This is a genomic window from Amycolatopsis sp. lyj-84, from assembly GCF_046549075.1.
GTDB lineage: Bacteria > Actinomycetota > Actinomycetes > Mycobacteriales > Pseudonocardiaceae > Amycolatopsis.
The window spans coordinates 452,741-470,458 of the sequence record NZ_JAJPWO010000008.1 but is presented as its reverse complement, the minus strand read 5'-3'; the positions used below and the strand labels follow the sequence as shown (position 1 = coordinate 470,458).

At 68.8% G+C, this 17,718-nt stretch carries 17 protein-coding genes; 9 read left to right on the top strand and 8 right to left on the bottom strand.

Going from position 1 to position 17,718, the window contains the following annotated elements:
- Nucleotides 1-299 precede the first annotated feature (299 nt).
- Nucleotides 300-1,715 (top strand): hypothetical protein, encoded by a 1,416-nt coding sequence (locus tag ACLJRM_RS26155; protein ID WP_410664530.1) that lies wholly within the window; start codon nucleotides 300-302, stop codon nucleotides 1,713-1,715.
- 242 nt (nucleotides 1,716-1,957) lie between these two features.
- The gene (locus tag ACLJRM_RS26150) at nucleotides 1,958-3,373 is read left to right on the top strand and encodes an SdrD B-like domain-containing protein (RefSeq protein ID WP_410664529.1); all 1,416 of its coding nucleotides are present in this window, start codon (nucleotides 1,958-1,960) and stop codon (nucleotides 3,371-3,373) included.
- Nucleotides 3,374-3,439: 66 nt separating this feature from the next.
- Here ACLJRM_RS26150 and ACLJRM_RS26145 read toward each other — a convergent pair whose 3' ends face one another.
- From ACLJRM_RS26145 to ddaH, 3 genes are all read right to left on the bottom strand, one after another.
- The gene (locus ACLJRM_RS26145; RefSeq protein WP_101612079.1) at nucleotides 3,440-4,117 is read right to left on the bottom strand and encodes a glycoside hydrolase family 75 protein; all 678 of its coding nucleotides are present in this window, start codon (nucleotides 4,115-4,117) and stop codon (nucleotides 3,440-3,442) included.
- Nucleotides 4,118-4,234: 117 nt separating this feature from the next.
- Entirely contained in the window at nucleotides 4,235-4,891 is a 657-nt protein-coding gene (locus ACLJRM_RS26140) for a polysaccharide deacetylase family protein (RefSeq protein ID WP_410664528.1), read from the bottom strand.
- Between the two features lie 91 nt (nucleotides 4,892-4,982).
- Nucleotides 4,983-5,825: a dimethylargininase gene (ddaH, locus tag ACLJRM_RS26135; protein WP_410605980.1), complete on the bottom strand. Its 843-nt coding sequence runs from the start codon at nucleotides 5,823-5,825 to the stop codon at nucleotides 4,983-4,985.
- 74 nt (nucleotides 5,826-5,899) lie between these two features.
- Here ddaH and ACLJRM_RS26130 point away from each other — a divergent pair, with 74 nt between their 5' ends.
- The 4 genes from ACLJRM_RS26130 (at nucleotide 5,900) to ACLJRM_RS26115 (ending at nucleotide 10,373) form a co-directional block, all read left to right on the top strand.
- Nucleotides 5,900-6,346, top strand: coding sequence for an Lrp/AsnC family transcriptional regulator (locus ACLJRM_RS26130; RefSeq protein WP_005151923.1), 447 nt, complete (start codon nucleotides 5,900-5,902; stop codon nucleotides 6,344-6,346).
- 13 nt (nucleotides 6,347-6,359) lie between these two features.
- Entirely contained in the window at nucleotides 6,360-7,112 is a 753-nt protein-coding gene (locus tag ACLJRM_RS26125) for an enoyl-CoA hydratase (RefSeq protein ID WP_410664527.1), read from the top strand.
- 289 nt (nucleotides 7,113-7,401) lie between these two features.
- On the top strand, nucleotides 7,402-9,309 hold the full coding sequence (locus ACLJRM_RS26120) for a 2-oxoacid:acceptor oxidoreductase subunit alpha (RefSeq protein WP_410664526.1): 1,908 nt from the start codon (nucleotides 7,402-7,404) through the stop codon (nucleotides 9,307-9,309).
- Nucleotides 9,306-10,373: a 2-oxoacid:ferredoxin oxidoreductase subunit beta gene (locus ACLJRM_RS26115; RefSeq protein WP_101612074.1), complete on the top strand. Its 1,068-nt coding sequence runs from the start codon at nucleotides 9,306-9,308 to the stop codon at nucleotides 10,371-10,373. Before ACLJRM_RS26120 ends, ACLJRM_RS26115 begins: the two co-directional genes overlap by 4 nt.
- A 78-nt stretch (nucleotides 10,374-10,451) precedes the next feature.
- Here the strand turns inward: ACLJRM_RS26115 and ACLJRM_RS26110 are convergent, their stop codons facing one another.
- Nucleotides 10,452-11,762, bottom strand: coding sequence for a hypothetical protein (locus tag ACLJRM_RS26110; RefSeq protein WP_410664525.1), 1,311 nt, complete (start codon nucleotides 11,760-11,762; stop codon nucleotides 10,452-10,454).
- Nucleotides 11,763-11,775: 13 nt separating this feature from the next.
- Nucleotides 11,776-12,801 (bottom strand): polyprenyl synthetase family protein, encoded by a 1,026-nt coding sequence (locus ACLJRM_RS26105; protein ID WP_101612072.1) that lies wholly within the window; start codon nucleotides 12,799-12,801, stop codon nucleotides 11,776-11,778.
- Nucleotides 12,802-12,960: 159 nt separating this feature from the next.
- Between ACLJRM_RS26105 and ACLJRM_RS26100 the strand changes: the two genes are divergently transcribed.
- Nucleotides 12,961-13,899, top strand: a complete 939-nt coding sequence (locus tag ACLJRM_RS26100) for a neutral zinc metallopeptidase (protein WP_101612071.1) — start codon at nucleotides 12,961-12,963, stop codon at nucleotides 13,897-13,899.
- 9 nt (nucleotides 13,900-13,908) lie between these two features.
- Here ACLJRM_RS26100 and ACLJRM_RS26095 read toward each other — a convergent pair whose 3' ends face one another.
- A complete protein-coding gene (locus tag ACLJRM_RS26095; protein WP_101612070.1) occupies nucleotides 13,909-14,214 on the bottom strand; it encodes a DUF6204 family protein in 306 nt (101 codons plus the stop codon).
- A 180-nt stretch (nucleotides 14,215-14,394) separates the two neighbouring features.
- Here ACLJRM_RS26095 and ACLJRM_RS26090 point away from each other — a divergent pair, with 180 nt between their 5' ends.
- Nucleotides 14,395-15,054: a hypothetical protein gene (locus tag ACLJRM_RS26090; protein WP_101612069.1), complete on the top strand. Its 660-nt coding sequence runs from the start codon at nucleotides 14,395-14,397 to the stop codon at nucleotides 15,052-15,054.
- Between the two features lie 112 nt (nucleotides 15,055-15,166).
- The gene (locus ACLJRM_RS26085) at nucleotides 15,167-15,802 is read left to right on the top strand and encodes an SRPBCC family protein (RefSeq protein WP_410664524.1); all 636 of its coding nucleotides are present in this window, start codon (nucleotides 15,167-15,169) and stop codon (nucleotides 15,800-15,802) included.
- On the opposite strand, the gene ACLJRM_RS26080 is transcribed toward ACLJRM_RS26085, so the two are convergent.
- Together ACLJRM_RS26080 and ACLJRM_RS26075 are read right to left on the bottom strand one after the other, a co-directional pair.
- Nucleotides 15,778-16,518 carry an HNH endonuclease gene (locus ACLJRM_RS26080; RefSeq protein WP_410664523.1) on the bottom strand — a complete coding sequence of 247 codons (741 nt, stop codon included), beginning with the start codon at nucleotides 16,516-16,518 and terminating at the stop codon, nucleotides 15,778-15,780. The genes ACLJRM_RS26085 and ACLJRM_RS26080 overlap by 25 nt on opposite strands.
- On the bottom strand, nucleotides 16,515-17,702 hold the full coding sequence (locus ACLJRM_RS26075) for an AAA family ATPase (protein ID WP_101612066.1): 1,188 nt from the start codon (nucleotides 17,700-17,702) through the stop codon (nucleotides 16,515-16,517). The genes ACLJRM_RS26080 and ACLJRM_RS26075 overlap by 4 nt, the downstream gene beginning before the upstream one ends.
- Nucleotides 17,703-17,718: the final 16 nt, after the last annotated feature.

Below are 17,718 nucleotides of genomic sequence, written 5' to 3'. Positions count from 1 at the left end.
CCCCCCCCCCCCCCCCCCCCCCCCCCCCCCCCCCCCCCCCCCCCCCCCCCCCCCCCCCCCCCCCCCCCCCCCCCCCCCCCCCCCCCCCCCCCCCCCCCCCCCCCCCCCCCCCCCCCCCCCCCCCCACTCGGTACCGCCACCCTCGGCCGCCACCGCCACCGTCCCCGCTCGCCTGGTTGGTTATCTCCTGGCCAACCGGACATCTGGGCCTCTAAGTTCGATCTAGTCAACGAGGAACGCCGTGGGGGTGGCCGTCGCGAGGACGGACCGCGTATCCCACCTGTCTCCAGGGGAAACCGATGCGAAGAACCCTGTCCGGAAGACCGATCCGCGCGCTCGGAGCGCTGACCGTGGCCTTCACGCTCACCGGGACGCTGGCGGCGACGCCGGCGCTCGCCGAGCCCGGCCCGAACCTCAAGATCACCGCGGTGGCCGCCGAAGGTCGCTGGCTGCGCGGGGACACGATCCCGATCGACCTCCGGGTCACCAACGCGGGCGATGCCCCGGCGACCGACGTCCGGGCGCAAGCAGACCTGCTGTCCGGCCCCTACTTCAGCTTCGACTGGGACTCCTGGGGCGATCTGCGCTTCGATGGTCCCGGAACGTCCGTCCAGCCGGGCGAAAGCCGCACTTACCGCCTGACCGGCCGGGTCTGGGCCAACGATGCGGGCAATCCCCTGGCACGGATCAACGTGCAGGCCGCGGCCGACACCGATCTCGCGGACAACACCGTCGACGTTCCGGTGGCACTGGTCCCGCTGGACACCACCGAGCGGGTCGCGGGTCAGGTCTACGGCGACGGGAACGGCGACGGCGTGGCCGGTCCCGGCGAAGGATTCGCCGGGATCACGGTCCGGGTGGAGTCATTCGACATGCCGAACGAGCTGGTCACGGTCACCGATCCGGACGGTCGCTTCTCCTTCGACGCGGTTCCGGTCGGCCCCGCGCGGTCGCTGCGCATCCAAGACGGCCCCAGCGGCTGGTTCTTGCCTTCGCTCCAGATGCTGCGCCTGGACGGAGGCGGCGGGAACCAGGCCGTGAGCATTCGAGGCGTCCGTCCGCTCACCGAGTCACTCCGGGCGAACATCGAACTCGACAAGGCGACTTACGCGATCGGCGAGACCGCCACGGCCACCGTCACGGTGACGAACAAGGGCACCCGCCCGCTCTCCGGTCTCTACGCGACCTGCGACGACCCCCGCGGCCTCGGCAACAACCTCGAGATCCCGCAGGACCAGTGGGGCGCGTTCGGCCCCTCGCGGAGCGGGGCGCTGGCCGTGGGCGAAAGCAAGGTCTTCACCTTCTCCGGCAAGGTTCCGGACAACGCGATCGATTTCGGCAGGACCTTCCTCGAGTGCGAGTTCAGCGGCACGACCGAACTCTCCGGTCCGCGGGTGTCCGCCGAAGGCAAGGTGCCGGGGAAGCGCGGCGACATCCACGGCCAGGCCTGGGTGGACCGGAACGAGAACGGGAGCCTCGACGCCGGCGAAGGGCTGGCCGACACGACCGTCGCCCTGCACACCTTCACAGCCGACGAGCAGCTGGTTTCCGTCGCACAGACGGACGCCAACGGTTTCGCCACCTTCACCGACGTCCCTGTCGGCGAGTACCTGCTCCGTCCGGCCGCTCCGTGGAGAGCGGCCGGCGACCCCGCCGTCCATCACTACGCCCCGCCCTACGACACCGCGTACCGGATCAAGGTGACCTCGGGCTGACCCCTGAACGACACAGCGGCCCCGGAGCGGATTCCGCTCCGGGGCCGTTGCCGTACAACGACTTCCTTCGAGTTCTCGAAGCAGGCGCAGATCACCGCGCGCGAGCGTCTCGATCTCTCGTACACGTCCGAAACGCCCTCGGGGTTGCCTTTCGGTAACGCCCGAATGTTCCGTACTGGTCAATCGGGCGACGCGGCTTTTAGGTTGGTTTCGGCATTGTCGAGCACCTGGGGGAAACACCGATGCGAAGAATCCTGCCCGAAAGATCGATCCACGCCCTCGGCGCGCTGACGGCGGCCTTGACGCTGGCCGGGCTGGTCACCGCGGCACCCGCGCACGCCGCGGCCGGGCCTGATCTGCGGGTGACGGCGACGGCCGGTCAGGGGCGCTGGCTGCCGAACGACGAAATTCCCCTCGACGTGACGATCACCAACGTCGGCGACACGAAGGCAGAGGGGGTCAAGGGCGAGGTCTGGATGTTCTCCGGACCGTACTTCGCCGTCCGGCCGGACGCCTGGGGGGATCTCTACAACCGGGGAGCCGGGACCTCCTTCGCCCCGGGGGAAAGCCGGACCTACCGACTGCGCGGCACGGTCAGCACCCTCGCCCAGGGCGACCCCGTGTTCCGCGTCCGGGTGATCGGATCGGCCGAAGCCGATGAGTCGGACAACGATCCCGAGGTCACGGTGGGCCTGGTTCCCGCGGGCACCACCGACCGGGTCGCGGGGCACCTCTACGGCGACGCCGACCACAACGGACTTCCCTCCCCCGGCGAAGACCTGGCCGGAGTGGAGATCCGCCTGCGCTCCGGGGGACCGGGAGTGATCGAGCGGGTCGCGACCACCGACGGATCCGGCCGGTTCACATTCGACGCGGTCCCCGTCGATCGCTACTACTCCGTGAACTTCGACAGCTTCCCCGAAGGCTGGGTCAACCCGGGCTTCGGACCACTGCGGGTCGACGGGGCAGGACAGCACACCGCACTCGAGATCCGGGCCGGGCGGCCGCTGACCGACTCGCTTCAGGCGAGCGCGCGCCTCGACAAGCCGAGCTACGCCGTGGGCGGCATCGCCACGGGGACCGTCACCGTCACCAACATCAGCGACCGGCGGCTCACCGGCCTCTGGGCAGGCTGCGATCCCGCAGGCGAAGGAGTCCATCTCGAAATGCCTTCAGGGCAGTGGGGTGACTTCGACCCGGCCAAGCAGGCAGGTGTGCTGGCGCCGGGCCAGCGTGTGGAATTCAAGGTGTCGGGCAAGGTGCCGCACAAGTCGGGCTACACCGGCCGAGCCCACCTCACCTGCTACATCGCGTCGGGGGCCGACACCTCCGGCCCGCTCGCGCAGGCCGCGGGCAAGGTGCCCGGCAAGCGCGTGGACGAACGCGGACAGCTCTGGACGGACAACAACGGCAACGGCAGGCCGGACACCGGCGAAGGGGTCCCGAACACGACGGTCACCCTCGTCACGGAGGACAACAAGCTGGTCTCGCTGACCCGGACCGACGCCACCGGCTTCGCGACCTTCCCCCAGGTCGGTGTCGGCGTCTATCGGCTGCGGGTGGCCGGGCAGTGGCGGACCGTCGGCGACACGACCGCCTACGTCATCGCACCGCCCTATCGCCTCGGCGATTGGTACCAGCAGGTCGTACCGGGCTGATCCGCTGAACGACACGACGGCCCCGGCGCGATTCGCGCCGGGGCCGTTGCCGTACAACGACTTCCGCTACCCCTGGACGAACTTCGCCGCCAGGCCCTCCCCCACGGAGGTCGACTTTCCGTTGTCCTCGATCGGCGACACCTTCGAGTTCTTGAAGCAGATATAGGTCACGCCCGAGTCGACGCCGCCGTTCGCCGGGTCCGGGTTGATGCCCAGCGCCTTCGCGGCCGCGTAGGACGCTTCGCCGATGATGTCGTTCGGGCCGGTGTCACCGATGACGGCGTAGAGCACCTTGTTGTTGTAGATCACCGCGCACGAGCCGGCGCCCTTGAGCCCGGAGTTCCCGAAGTTCCACGTGCTGCTGACGCTCGGCACGACGACGTAGGGCGTCTGGTCGGCGATCAGCGCTTTGCCGTCGGAGCGCGGGAAGGCCGTGCCGTCCTGGAACCACGGGTCGGTGTTCTCGTTGCACCGCGCGGTCGGCTGCCCGTCGCAGTCGATGTCCATGTCGGCCTTCCAGAACACGGCGCCGCCCGCGTCGCAGACCGCGATGGTCCGGCCGGTTTCGTCGTCGGTCTTGTACTTGCCGTTCGAGACCTGCTTGCAACCGGTCGTCTTCGCCAGCAACTGCTGCGCGGTCGGGCCCGCCTGGATGGCGGCCGGAGCCGTCGAAGCCACGGCCGTCGCCGCGGGGGCCAGTCCTGCGGCCACCACCATCGCCGAGAACAGGAGCAACTTCCGCATACCGTGCACCCCTTAGTTAATAAGGCTTCTTTATCGAGGGTGCCCAGGATGCAGTCGTCAGTGGCCGGACTCAAGGGCCGGCGGGGTGTTGTTTTCCCACTGCACAACGAAAAACGGTCAAAAGCGGACAAGCCTGGAGACTCGCGCCATCACCCGTCCCGCTCGGCGGTACAGGCCGTCCCGGTCACCGAGCACGCCGTCGATCCACTCCTGGTCGACGTCGTACCTGATCTTCGTCCGCGGTCGCACCAGGCCGTCGCGTGACGCCACGCCACCTTCCGTGGTGTAGATCCTCGTCGCGCCGGAACGCCGGAGCCTGCTGAGCACCCGCCGGTCGTACGCGCCGAAGGGCGGCACATAGGCGCGGACGGGCTTCCCGCTCAGGTCGGCGAGCAGCTTCGGCGCCGCCTCCAGTTCGCGCCGGGCGTGCCTGTCGTCGAGCCGCCGCCAATCGCGGTGCTCCCAGCCGTGCGAGCCGATCGACATCCCCGCCTCGACCAGCTCGCGCAGGCCGTTCGCGTCGAGGAAGCCCCGCTGGCCGATCCGGCCTGCCAGCGGGAAGAACTCCGCCGTGAGATCGCGCTCCACCAGTCTGGGAAGCGCGATCTCGACGTCGGAGGAGTTGCCGTCGTCGAAGGTGAGCCCGACGTCTTCCCGTCCGGCCACCGAGTCGAGCACCCGCTCGAACTGCTCGACCGTCACCCAGGTTTCGTTTTCGCCTGGATCCAGCGCGCGCACGGGTCTGCCCACGCCGCCAATCGCCAGGATCACCATCCGCGCCTCATTCGGGACCGAGTGTGTTTCCCGATTAATCGAGTTGGCGAATGGAGTAGTTACATGATCGAGCAAGATGTCCACGAACGGATTACTTGCGGATCTCCAGGGTGCAGCACTTCGGGCCGCCGCCCGCCTTCCTGAGCTCGGAGATGTCCAGGAAGACGACCTCGTAGCCGCGTTCGGTCAGCCGCGCGGCCAAACCGGTCGCTTCGAGCGGCAGGACGACGTTGCGGCCGTCGGACACCCCGTTCAGGCCGAAACACTCCGCGTCGGCCCGGTCCGCGATTACCGCGTCCGGGAACATCCGCGCCAGCACCTTCCGCGACCCGGCCGAGAACGCCTCCGGGTAGTAGGCGATCTGGGCGGGTGTGGCGTCGGTGGCCTCGGCGAGCACGAACAGCGCGGTGTCGAGGTGGTAGTAGCTCGGGTCGATCAGCCGCAGCGAGACGACCGGGACGCCAAGGACCTCTTGCGCTTCGGCGTGCGCGGCCGGGTCGGTCCGGAAACCGGTGCCGGCGAGCAGGACCTTGCCGGTCCAGGCGAAGTCGCCTTCGGCCTCGTTGATCTTCTCGGGCATGGTGATGTCGCGGTAGCCGTGCTCCACGAACCAGCGGCGGAAGTGCTCGGCCTCGGCGGTGCGCTGCGGGGCGCGGAACCGGGAGCCGAGGACCCGGCCGTCGACGACGGTGCCGGAGTTCGCGGCGAACACCATGTCGGGCAGGCCGGGCTGGGCGTCGATCTCCTCGACCGTGTGGCCGAGGCGTCGGTAGGTGTCACGGAGTTCGGTCCATTGCGCCATCGCGGCGTCGACACTGACCGGGACGGACGGGTCCATCCACGGGTTGATGACGTAATCCACCGCGAAGTACCGCGGCGGGCACATGAGGTAGCGGCGCGTCGTGGGCACACGGGGCTGCTCTAGTACCGGCATACACGAAGGGTAAGGCTCACCTAATTCCGCAATCAATCGCTGTTCGCTGCGCGTATACCTGCTAAACATTGCGTGTGAACACCATCGACCAGCGAATCGTTTCATGTCTGATGGCCAACGCGAGGTCCAGCTACGCCGACATCGGGAAAGTCGTCGGCCTGTCCGCGCCCGCGGTGAAGAGACGGGTCGACAGACTGCTCGAAACCGGGGTTCTGCGCGGCTTCACCGCGGTCGTCGACCCCGAAGCCTTGGGCTGGGGCACCGAGGCGTTCGTCGAGATGACCTGCAACGGCAACATCACCCCGGCCCGGATCCGCGCCAGGCTGGAGCCGTTGCCGGAGGTCGTCGCGGCCTACACGGTGTCCGGCGCGGCCGACGCGATCGTCCATCTGCGCGCGTCGGACATCCACCATCTGGAGACCGCGCTGGAGCGGCTGCGCGGGCTGGAGATCGTCGACCGCACGGTCTCCACCGTCGTCCTTTCCCGGTTGCTGGAGCGCCCGCCGACGCCCGAAGCGTGAAACCCTCGGCACCGTGACCGATCAGATCCGCTCCAGCCACGACGGCGGCGTCGCCGTACTCACCATCGACGCGCCCAAGACCCGCAACGCCCTCACCCTCGACCTGTCCGCCCAGCTGGCCGACGCCGTCGCGCGTGCCGAAGCCGACGAGAGCGTCCACGCCGTGGTCGTCTCCGGCGCGCCTCCGGCCTTCTGCGCGGGCGCGGACCTGGACACGCTCGCCGGCGCACGGGAGGACGGGCTCCGCGCGATCTACGACGGCTTCCTCTCGATCGCCCGATGTTCCCTGCCGACGATCGCCGCCGTCGGCGGTGCCGCGGTGGGCGCCGGCCTGAACCTCGCGCTCGCCGCGGACGTCCGCATCGTGGGACCGAAGGCGAAGTTCGTGGCCAGATTTCTTGATCTCGGCATCCATCCCGGCGGCGGGATGACGTGGATGATCCAACGGCTCGTCGGCCCGCAGAAGGCCGCCGCGATGACGCTCTTCGGCGAGGTCGTCGGCGCCGAAGCCGCTGTCGAATCCGGGCTCGCGCTCCGGCTCGCCGACGGCGATCTGCTCGAAGCCGCCCTTGAACTGGCGAAACCCGCCGTCGACGCCCCTCGCGACGTCCTTCTGGCGACGAAGCGCACGCTTCGGCACACCGCTTCACTGACCGACCATTCGGCCGCCGTCGACGCCGAGATCGAGCCGCAGCTCGCGTCGCTCACCGCGCCCGCCTTCGCCGAGCGGCTGGCCAGGCTGAGGGCCGCAATGACCGGCCAATGACCATTCCTCGAGCAGACTTCCGTACGCTTGAAGGAGATACGGCTCACAATCGGGACGTATCGTTAACCGTTACCATCGGTAACACATAAACCGGATAACCCCCGCTCAGCGCCGAGCTCAGGACACTCGAGGAGTAGGTCCAGGCCGTTTATACGGCAACCTGGGACGGGTGCCGAGGACTAACCTCGGGACATGGCACCTGTGACCTGGCCGACATCGCCGGGCGAGGCACCGGATCTCCGGCGCTGCCGGGGACGACGCACGTCGGGAGAGAGGGAATCCCTGACCTATGAGCACGAGTGCGAACGGCAACAGCTCTTTGTCGGCCGTGAGGCCCACCGAGGTCGCCAAGCTGGACCGGGTGGTCATCCGGTTCGCCGGCGACTCCGGTGACGGCATGCAGCTGACGGGCGACAGGTTCACCTCGGAGGCGGCCGCCTTCGGCAACGACTTGTCCACCATGCCGAACTTTCCCGCGGAGATCCGCGCGCCACAGGGCACCATCCCGGGCGTCTCGAGCTTCCAGGTGCACTTCGCCGACTACGACATCCTGACGCCGGGCGACCGGCCGGACGTCCTGGTCGCGATGAACCCCGCGGCGTTGAAGGCGAACCTCGCCGACGTCCCGACGGGTGGGACGATCATCCTCAACACCGACGAGTTCACGAAGCGGAACCTGGTCAAGGTCGGCTTCGAGAACGATCCCCTCGACGACGACACCCTTTCGGCCTATCAAGTCCACCGGGTGGCCATGTCGACGTTGACCAGAGGCGCGCTCGAAGAGACCGGACTGTCCAAAAAGGACGCCGAACGCGCGAAGAACATGTTCGCGCTCGGGCTGCTCTCCTGGATGTACCACCGGCCGACCGAGGGCACGGAACGCTTCCTGCGCGAGAAGTTCGCGAAGAAGTCCGACATCGCCGAGGCCAACATCCTGGCCTTCCGCGCCGGCTGGAACTACGGCGAGACGACGGAGTCGTTCGCGACGACGTACGAGGTCGCGCCCGCGAAGCTGAACCAGGGCACGTACCGCCAGATCACCGGGAACACCGCGCTGGCGTACGGGCTGGTCGCCGCCGGGCAGCAGTCCGGCCTGCAGATCCTGCTGGGCACGTACCCGATCACCCCGGCGTCGGACATCCTCCACGAGCTGTCCAAGCACAAGAACTACGGCATCCTCACCTTCCAGGCCGAGGACGAGATCGCCGGCATCGGCGCGGCACTCGGCGCCTCCTACGGCGGTGCGCTGGGCGTCACCTCGACGTCCGGACCGGGTGTCGCACTGAAGTCCGAAGCCATCGGCCTCGCGGTGATGACCGAACTGCCGCTGGTCGTCGTCGACGTCCAGCGCGGTGGCCCGTCCACCGGCCTGCCGACCAAGACCGAGCAGGCCGACCTGCTGCAGGCGATGTTCGGCCGCAACGGCGAGTCCCCGGTCCCGATCGTCGCGCCGCTGTCCCCCGCGGACTGCTTCGACGCGGCGATGGAGGCGACCCGGATCGCGCTGAAGTACCGGACCCCGGTCTTCCTGCTGTCGGACGGCGCGATCGCGAACGGCTCGGAGCCGTGGCTGATCCCGGACGTCGAGACGCTGCCGGATCTGCGGGTGGAATTCGCCACCGAGCCGAATGCCGAGGACGGTTCCGGGGAATTCTGGCCGTATGTGCGTGACCCCGAGACCCTCGCCCGCGCGTGGACGGTGCCGGGCGCCGCCGGTCTGCAGCACCGGATCGGCGGGCTGGAGAAGGCCGACAAGACCGGTCACATCTCCTACGACCCGGACAACCACGAGACGATGGTCCGCCTGCGGCAGGCCAAGATCGACGGCATCGACGTCCCGGACCTCGTCGTCGACGACCCGAGCGGCGGCAAGGCACGGGTGCTCGCGCTCGGCTGGGGTTCTTCCTACGGGCCGATCGGCGCCGCGTGCCGCCGCGTCCGCAAGGAAGGCATGCCGATCGCGCAGGCGCACCTACGGCATCTCAACCCGTTCCCGGGCAACCTCGGTGACGTACTCCGTTCGTACGACACCGTGGTCGTCCCTGAAATGAACCTCGGCCAGCTCTCGATGCTCTTGAGGGCCAAGTACCTCGTGGACGTGAATTCGTACACGAAGGTCGCCGGGCTGCCTTTCAAGGCGGAGGAGCTGCAAGGCGTGTTCACGGAGATCATCACCAGTACGGAGGCGGCGAAGTGACCGCGATTGACCTGGGGATTCCCACTCTCGGCGGCTTAGACCTTGTGCCGACCGAAACCGAGCCGCAGAAGGCGAAGGACTACAAGTCGGACCAGGAGGTCCGCTGGTGTCCCGGCTGCGGGGACTACGTCGTCCTCAACGCCGTGCAGTCGTTCCTGCCGACGCTCGGCCTCAAGCGCGAGAACATCGTGTTCATCTCGGGCATCGGGTGCTCGTCCCGGTTCCCCTACTACCTGAACACCTACGGCATGCACTCGATCCACGGCCGCGCGCCGTCGATCGCGACCGGACTCGCCACCGCGCGGCCCGATCTGTCGGTGTGGGTCGTCACCGGTGACGGCGACGCGCTGTCCATCGGCGGCAACCACCTGATCCACGCGTTGCGGCGCAACGTGAACATCAAGATCCTGCTGTTCAACAACCGGGTCTACGGCCTCACCAAGGGCCAGTACTCGCCGACGTCCGGGCCGGGCATGGTCACCAAGTCCACCCCGATGGGCTCGGTCGACACCCCGTTCAACCCGCTCTCGCTGGCGATCGGCGCCGAGGCGTCGTTCGTGGGCCGCGCACTCGACTCGGACCGCAAGGGCCTGACCGAAGTGCTGGAGGCCGCCGCGAAGCACCGCGGGTCGGCGCTGGTGGAGATCTACCAGAACTGCCCGATCTTCAACGACGGCGCTTTCGACGTCCTCAAGGACAAGGACGAAGCCGCGTCCCGGCTGATCCCGCTGCGGTCCGGCGAGCCGATCAAGTTCGGACCGCAGGGCGAGTTCGGCGTCACGCGCGGCGGCTGGGGCGGGCTCGAGGTCGGGAAGGTCGCGAACATCGGCGAGGAGAACCTCGTCGTGCACGACCCGACGATCGAGGACACCGCGTACGCGTTCGCGCTGTCGCGGATCGGCGACCAGAACCTGAACCACGTGCCGACCGGCATCCTGCGCCAGGTCGAGCGGCCCACCTACGACGACCAGGCGCGTGCGCAGGTCGCGGCGGCCCGAGAGGCGAAGGCGCCGAACCTCCAGTCCCTGCTTCGCGGCAAGGACACCTGGACCGTCGTCAGCTAGCCGTCCGTCCTCGCACAAGCGCTATGAAAGGCCCGTTACTTGCAAAATTTCCAAGTAACGGGCCTTTCATAGCGTTCGTCAGCTGAGCGGCCGGAACCCCACGCGCTCCGCGTCGGTGGCGGTGCGGAACCAAACCTCCGCGACCATCTTCGGGAACTGCGGCGAATCCTCGGTGCAGTACCGCAGGGCCGTCACGCTGGCCTTGACCGCGAAGTCGTCGGCGGGACGGCCGCCACCCGGACGCGGCATCGCCGAACCGGGACCGAACGGGCCGGGCGGAACGGACTCCGCGACGGGAGCGGCGGCTTCCCGCGCGGGCGGGGGCTCCGGGGCGGGCATCGCGTCGCCCGGCTGGACGGCGGGCTCGAACAGCGAACCGCTCTGACCGCCGGACAGGTCCGGCTCACGACGTTCGATCGCCCGCATCGACGGCTGGATCGGCTGCGGCGGCTCGAAACCGCCGCGCACCATGCCCCTCGGCGTGCGCTTGGGCAGCACCTGGGTGGCTTCGGCGGGCGTCTCGGGCTCCGAGTCGAGGAGGCCGGCCCGCGCCTCTTCATCGGAACCGAAGGCGTACGCGGGCGGATCCTGAAGCTCTTCTTCCCGTTCGAACCAGTTGGTCTCGATGGGCGCCTGCTCCGTGTCCACGCGCGAAGCGGGGCTGAACAGCGAGACCGGCTCCGGCTGCGTCTCGACGCCTTCGGGGTCCAGCTGGATCTCCAGGCGGGACCTATACGGCCCTTCGCCAGGCAAGATCGGCTGAGGCTCGGGCTCGGGCTCGGGCTCCGGTTCGGGCTCGACGTCCAGTTTCGACGCGGGCTGGAGGTACTCGGTCGCGGCGGCCGCGTACGGGTTCTCCGGCTCGGGTTCGGGTTCCGGCTCCAGCTGGGCCGCCGGGATGAACTGCGTCCGCTCGGCCGCGGGTTCCGGATCCGGCTCGGGTTCCACGTCGGGCGCGGTGCGGTACTCGGCCTCGTACTCGTCTTCCGGCTCGAAGGTCCGGGTTTCGACGGGGCGCTCTTCGACGACGTCCTGGACGGGCTCCGGGGCCTGCTCCTGGACAGGTTCGGTCCACACCTGCGCGGGCTCGTGCTCGGTGAGCGTCTCGGGGTAAGCGGGCTTCGGCTCCTCGGCGGCCGCGAACTCCTCGTCCAGCTCGTCGTCCACCGGCTTCGTGAAGTACGCCGTCCCGCCCGCGGCGGCTGCGGCCCCCGCGCCGAGGCTCACCCCGGCGGGCAGCCGGGACGTCTCGGCGTGCACGGTGGCCAGCGAGCCTTCCAGCTCACGGATGCGCTTGCGCGCGGGAAGCACCAGTACCAGCCAGGTGAGCAGCGCGCCGACGACGAACGCCAGCAGGCTCCACAGCCAAACCTGTCCGAAAATGGACATCTATCTTGCCCCTTTAATGCGTTCGCGCGACCAGGTAGTCGGCGACCGATTCGCAGGCGTCCCGGGCTGGCGACGCGGGCAGCGACGCGAGCTCGGCACGCGCCCGACGAGCGTAGTCGGAAAGAGTTTCGCGTGCGCGTTCGAGTCCGGAGGAGGCCCGCAGCAGGTCCAGGGCCTCGGCGACGAGTTCGTCGTCGGAGATCGGGCCCGACAGCAGCTCGACCAGACGCGGGTCGGTGGCCGGGTCGGCGAGCGCGTACAGCATCGGCAGGGTGCTGACGCCTTCACGCAGGTCCGTGCCCTGCGCCTTGCCGAGCTCGTCCGAGGCCGACGCGATGTCGATGACGTCGTCGGAGATCTGGAACGCCGTGCCGATGATGTCTCCGAAGCGGCGAAGCGCGTCGATGTGCTCGTCGGCGGCGCCGGACATCATCCCGCCGAAGCGGCCGGACGTGGCGATCAGCGAGCCGGTCTTCTGCGCGATGACCGTGAGGTAGTGCTCGACGGCGTCGTCGCCGTCGGCCGGGCCGACCGTCTCGCGCATCTGGCCGGTGACCAGCTCGCCGAAGGTCTCGGCGATGATCCGGGCGGCGTCGGTGCCGAGGTCCGCGACCAGCCGTGAGGCGTGCGCGAACAGGAAGTCGCCGGTCAGGATCGCGATGGTGTTGTCCCAGCGGGCGTTGACGCTCTCCGCGCCGCGGCGCATCGTCGCCTCGTCCATCACGTCGTCGTGGTACAGCGTCGCGAGGTGCACCAGCTCGACCGCCGCGGCGGCGATGACCACCTGGTCGCCCTGCTTCGGCCCGAACTGCGAGGCCAGCAGCGTGAACAGCGGACGGAAGCGTTTGCCCCCCGCCTCGACCAGGTGCGAAGCGGCGTCCTCGACGGCCTTGACGTCACTGCGCACGACGTCGCGAAGCAGCGTCTCGACGTCGGCGAGGCCGGCCGCGAGAGTGCGCAGGAGCTGTTCATCGGCGATCTGGAGCCCCACGGACGCGCGCAGGTCCTCGATGGCACCACCTGGGGCAGGTGAAGACACAGACACGTCGGCTCCGCTCTCTTTGACACCGTTCGGGATTGCTTCCAGCGTAGTGGCTACCCACTGAGGCCTGTTGACGTGCTGTCCAGGGGAAACGGTGATGAACATGACACCCCCGCCGAGTATCCTGCTGCTCTTCACGCGAACTGGGGAAAAAGCATGACGACACCGGATGATTCCGGCGAAAGACCGGCGTGGGCGCCTCCCGCCGAAGGTCACCGGGAGCAGCGTTCGACGGTGTGGATCACCGTCATCCTGTTCGCCGTGTTCATGACGGTGATGCTGGTCGTCGCCGCGCTCGTGGTGGGCGGCATGAAGGACTCGAGGGCGGGCGCCGTCCAACCCCGGCAGCAGCCGACCGTCTCGCCGTCCTCCGCGCCTTCGGTCTCACGCCCGCCTGTGCCGACCCGCAAGTACGAGACGGCGAACAACCCGCTCGTCGCCCCCGGCGTGACCATGCCGAAGGTGACCTGCGAGCTGCCGAAGCTCGGCGGCACGAAGGAGAAGCTGGAGGCCTTCTACCTGGCCTTGGTCCCCTGCCTGGAGCAGGCGTGGCATCCGGTCCTGACCCAGGTCGGCGAACCGCGGATCCCGGTCGAGGTCAACGCGGACGACGTCCAGAACACCGCTTGCGGCCCTCCTCCGCCCGCCTCGGAGGCCATGGGCTTCTACTGCTCCGACGGCGCGACGATCTTCGTCCCGCTGCCGAGGCAGCTCGAGGACCGCGGCCCCGATCTCCTGACCCAGCTGTTCCTGCTCGCCCACGAGTACGGGCACCACGTCCAGGAGCAGTCCGGCATCCTCTCGAAGCACGACTCGCTCTACCGCGAGGCGGACGGCGACCGGCCGAAGATCCTCGACCTGAGCAGGCGGCTCGAACTCCAGGCCGACTGTTTCAGCGCGATGTTCCTCGCCAACGCGGCGGGCCGCGGGTCGATCGGCGCCGGGCTGGTCTCCGAACTCAGGCGAAGCACGTTCGAAGACAGCGACACCCACGGCTCGTCGAAGAGCGCCGCGTTGTGGCAGAAGCGCGGTTTGAAGGCCAAGGACACGTCGGCGTGCAACACCTTCGCGGCCCCGGCGAGCGAGGTGTCCTGACCGGCGAGCTCAGCGGCGCCGGATCTTGATGTCGTCCATGCAGGTCGCCTTCCCCGCGACATCGCGGTACGGGTAGCCCTTGGCGTCCAGCAGTTCCATCACCTTCAGCTCCGCCTCGTCGAGCACGTCGCGTTCCTCTTCGCCCACCAGCGTGACGCGGAAGGTGAACGCGCCGAGGTGCGCGCTGTAGGTGAGCAGCCCGTCCTCGGTGAACCCGATCGCCTGGTGCCGATCGAGCCCGGCCATGAGCCGGGCGCGGGTGTCGGCGTCGGGGTGGTCGAACTTGCCGTTGACGAGGACGCGGTAGGTCGGCATGCGCTCGAATATACAGACCTGTATCCGGATACGAACTCGAATATCCAACGGGTGCCCATGATCCACGGTCGAGTGAAACGACCGTCACGCGCGCAACGGTCGAATCCGACACGCAGATAGTGATCACAAAGGGAAGAACGGCCGATCCGGCTCGCTCTCCATCACGTGAGGAGGAAGCCCATGCGCATCACCATCGCAAGCCGGGCCGGCCTGGTCGGCGCACTGCTGCTGACAGGTCTCACCGTCGGAGTGACGCCCGCCTCCGCGGCCAACCCGGACGGCGTGGCCTCACTCGGCTCCGCCGCCTTCACCAAGGGAAACTCGGCGCCGATCTCCATTTCGTCGCTCGCCGATTGCGCGGTCGAGGGACCGACGGCCAACTCGTCCGGGGCCGTGAGCAAGACCGGGATCACGTTCGGTGGCGGCACCACGACCTGCACGACCACGGTCGTCGACCCGGCGAACGACGTGACCACGACGAAGTCCGAGGCCAAGGGCAAGAACTTCGAACTGTCGGCACTGGTCTCGTCGCGCGGGCCGCGCGTCAGGATCGGGGACTACACGGTCACCTGCTCGGCGACGCAGCGGGAAACGAGCGCGAGCTGGACCTACAGCGCGGCGAGCGGGCTCGGCACCCTGCCGAAGCCGGTGCCGGTGGGCTACGTCAAGCCGCTCACCAAATCCGACGGGACCCTGCTCGCCGAAGCGATCTTCAACGAACAGCACCTTCCCGGCAACGGCAGCATCGGCCTGACCATGCTGCGGATCAAGTTCGCGCCCGCCTCCGGCATCACCGGTGAAGTGGTCATCGGGCGCGCGGCCTGTTCCCCCACCCCCTGAGCCACCCCGCCAGGGAAAGGGGCGCCCGGAGCCTTCCGGGCGCCCCTTTCTGTCCTGGCTTATATAAGTCTACGCTGATACCTTGGCGGAAACCGAGCCGAGGAGGGCACCGATGGTCGACGTGACCAGCCACATCAACTCCGTCCAGCGCAAGCTGGGCAACCGCGTGATCGATGCGGGTGAGGCGGTGACGGCCACCGTCAGCCAGGTCTACGACACCGACCTCGACGACCTCTGGGATGCCTGCACCAGCACCGAACGCATCCCGCGCTGGTTCCTCCCGGTCAGCGGCGAACTGCGGGTCGGCGGCAAGTACCAGTTCGAAGGCAACGCCGGCGGGACGGTCGAACGCTGCGATCCGCCGAAGAGCTTCGCCGCGACCTGGGAGTACGACGGCGACGTCAGCTGGGTCGAGGTCCGCCTGAGCGCCGAAGCCGACGGGCGGACGCGGTTCGAACTCGACCACACCGCCATCCCCAACGAGCACTGGAAGCAGTTCGGCCCGGGCGCGGTCGGCATCGGCTGGGACATGATGCTGCACGGCCTCGCGCTGCACCTCGAATCCGGCGAGGCCAACGACCCCGAAGCCGCCATGGCCTGGATGACGAGCGAAGACGGCGTCCGGTTCATGACCTTGAGCAGCGAGGCCTGGTACGAGGCCGACGTCGCCAACGGGACCGACGCGGCCACCGCCCGCACACGCGCGGACGCGACTCTCGCCGCTTACACCGCGCCGCCGGAGAGCTGAAGGTCTTCGGCGAGTTCCGGGGCGCGAAGCAGCTCGATGAGCTCGTCGTCCTTGCGGAACACGGCGCGGGCCCCGGGCATCCCCGCCTGGCGGAGCATCGCGTGCAGGACGTCGGCGTGCGGCTGGTCGAGCAACGTCCAGGCCATCGCGCGCCGCCGTACGTCGTCTCCCAGCTCACGCGCGATCCACCATCCTGTGACGAGCGCGCTCACCTGGTTGACCGCCGTTTCCCGCCCACGCGCCAGTTGCGCGCGGTTGAGCCCGCACACCTTGATCGTCTGCTCACCCTTTGCGGTCAGCGCACGATAGGTCCCGATGGACAGCACCAGGAACAGGTGCTCCAGCGGGTCTTCGGCGGTCGGGTCGATCAGCAGGCTGTTGCCGTCGTCGTCCACCGGGAACAGGTCGCGCTTGTGGTGGCTGTTGCAGTACTCGCACGCGAGCACATGATTGAGCCAGTCGAAGGCGCGCCCAGGATTCCGCGCGATCGGCTCGAAATGGTCCACAGTGGACCCGAGCCCGTCGCCGCAGTACATGCAGTACCCGCGGCCGGAGGCCATGGCGTCGAGGCCCGCCCGCAAGGAGCGCCGCACGGCACGGGAAACCCGCCAGAGCCGTCGCGCTTCTTTGCTGTCACCGGAAGGGATTCGCGCGGTCAGGTCTTCGAGATCGGACACCACCCGTTCCGGCAGCGCGATCCGGCGGATCCCGATCACCGATCGTCGGCCTCGAACCGCCTGGCCACCTCGTCCACCCGGCTCGGCGGAGAGCTGCTCAGCATGTCCCGGAGGCGTTCCCATTCCCGGACACCGTTCGCGTCCGCCCGGCCGGAAGCCACCTGGAACTCGAGCTCGGCGAGGTGTTCCCGCAGTTCGACCGCCTGCGGCGAATAGGGCGTGTCCAAGCCGAAGAGGTCGGACAGCACGGCGTCGTCCCCCGTGCCGAACACGACCCGTTCGTACAGCTCCTCGGAGACCACCCGCGGCGGAACCTCTTCGTCCGGCCCGGAAAGCCGGATGAGCCCGCCGGGATCGGCGGCCTGGCAGACGTAGGGACTGTGCGTGGTGACGATGAACTGGATCCGCGGGAAATGCGCCTTGAACCAAGGTCCCATGCGTTTCTGCCACGACACGTGGAGATGCGCGTCGACCTCGTCGATGATCACGACACCGGGGCTCTCGTGATCGAGGCCCGCGCTGTCGAGTTGTTTGAGCAGGTCGACCACGAGCGCGGTCACCGTGCGATAGCCGTCGCTCATCTCGCGCAGCGGGAACCTGTCGCCCCGGTACTCGACCCAGAGCCCGTCCGAATCGACGTCCCGGATCCGGTAACCGCCGGGCAGAAGGCCGTCGCCGAGGATCTCCAGCGCCGCGTCCTTCAGCTCGCGGGCGCCCGCTTTCCCTTCCAGGGCACGGAGATGCTGGTTGATCAGCCAGGTGACCCCCTCGGCGAGCGAGGCGTCCTCGTGGAACAGGCTGGCCATCCGCGCCAACGATCCCGCGCCACGCATCCACGACTCGGCTTCGCCACTACCTCCAGCGAGCCGCCGGAAAGGCCCGTAGGCCGCGCAGAACGGCTGACCCGGCGGAAGCCCGGAGATCGGCAGCAGGCCGGAGTCGAGCCAACGGACCTCGACCGGCGCCGGCCCCTCCTCGCGCATCACCGACAACTCGATCGACCCGGAGGTCTGGTCCATCGAGATCCAGCTCCCGGCGTCCGACAGCAGCCCCCAGGCCACGTCCGGCGCCGCCGCGACCGCGATGGCGCGCAGCAGCGACGTCTTGCCCGAGCCGTTGCGCCCGGCGAGCACCACCCAGCCGGGGCCGGGCAACCGGAGGTCGACGGTGCGGGCACCGCTGAAGCCGCGGATGTTCTCCAGCCGGACCCGCTCGATGTACATGGAGAAAGCTTACGAC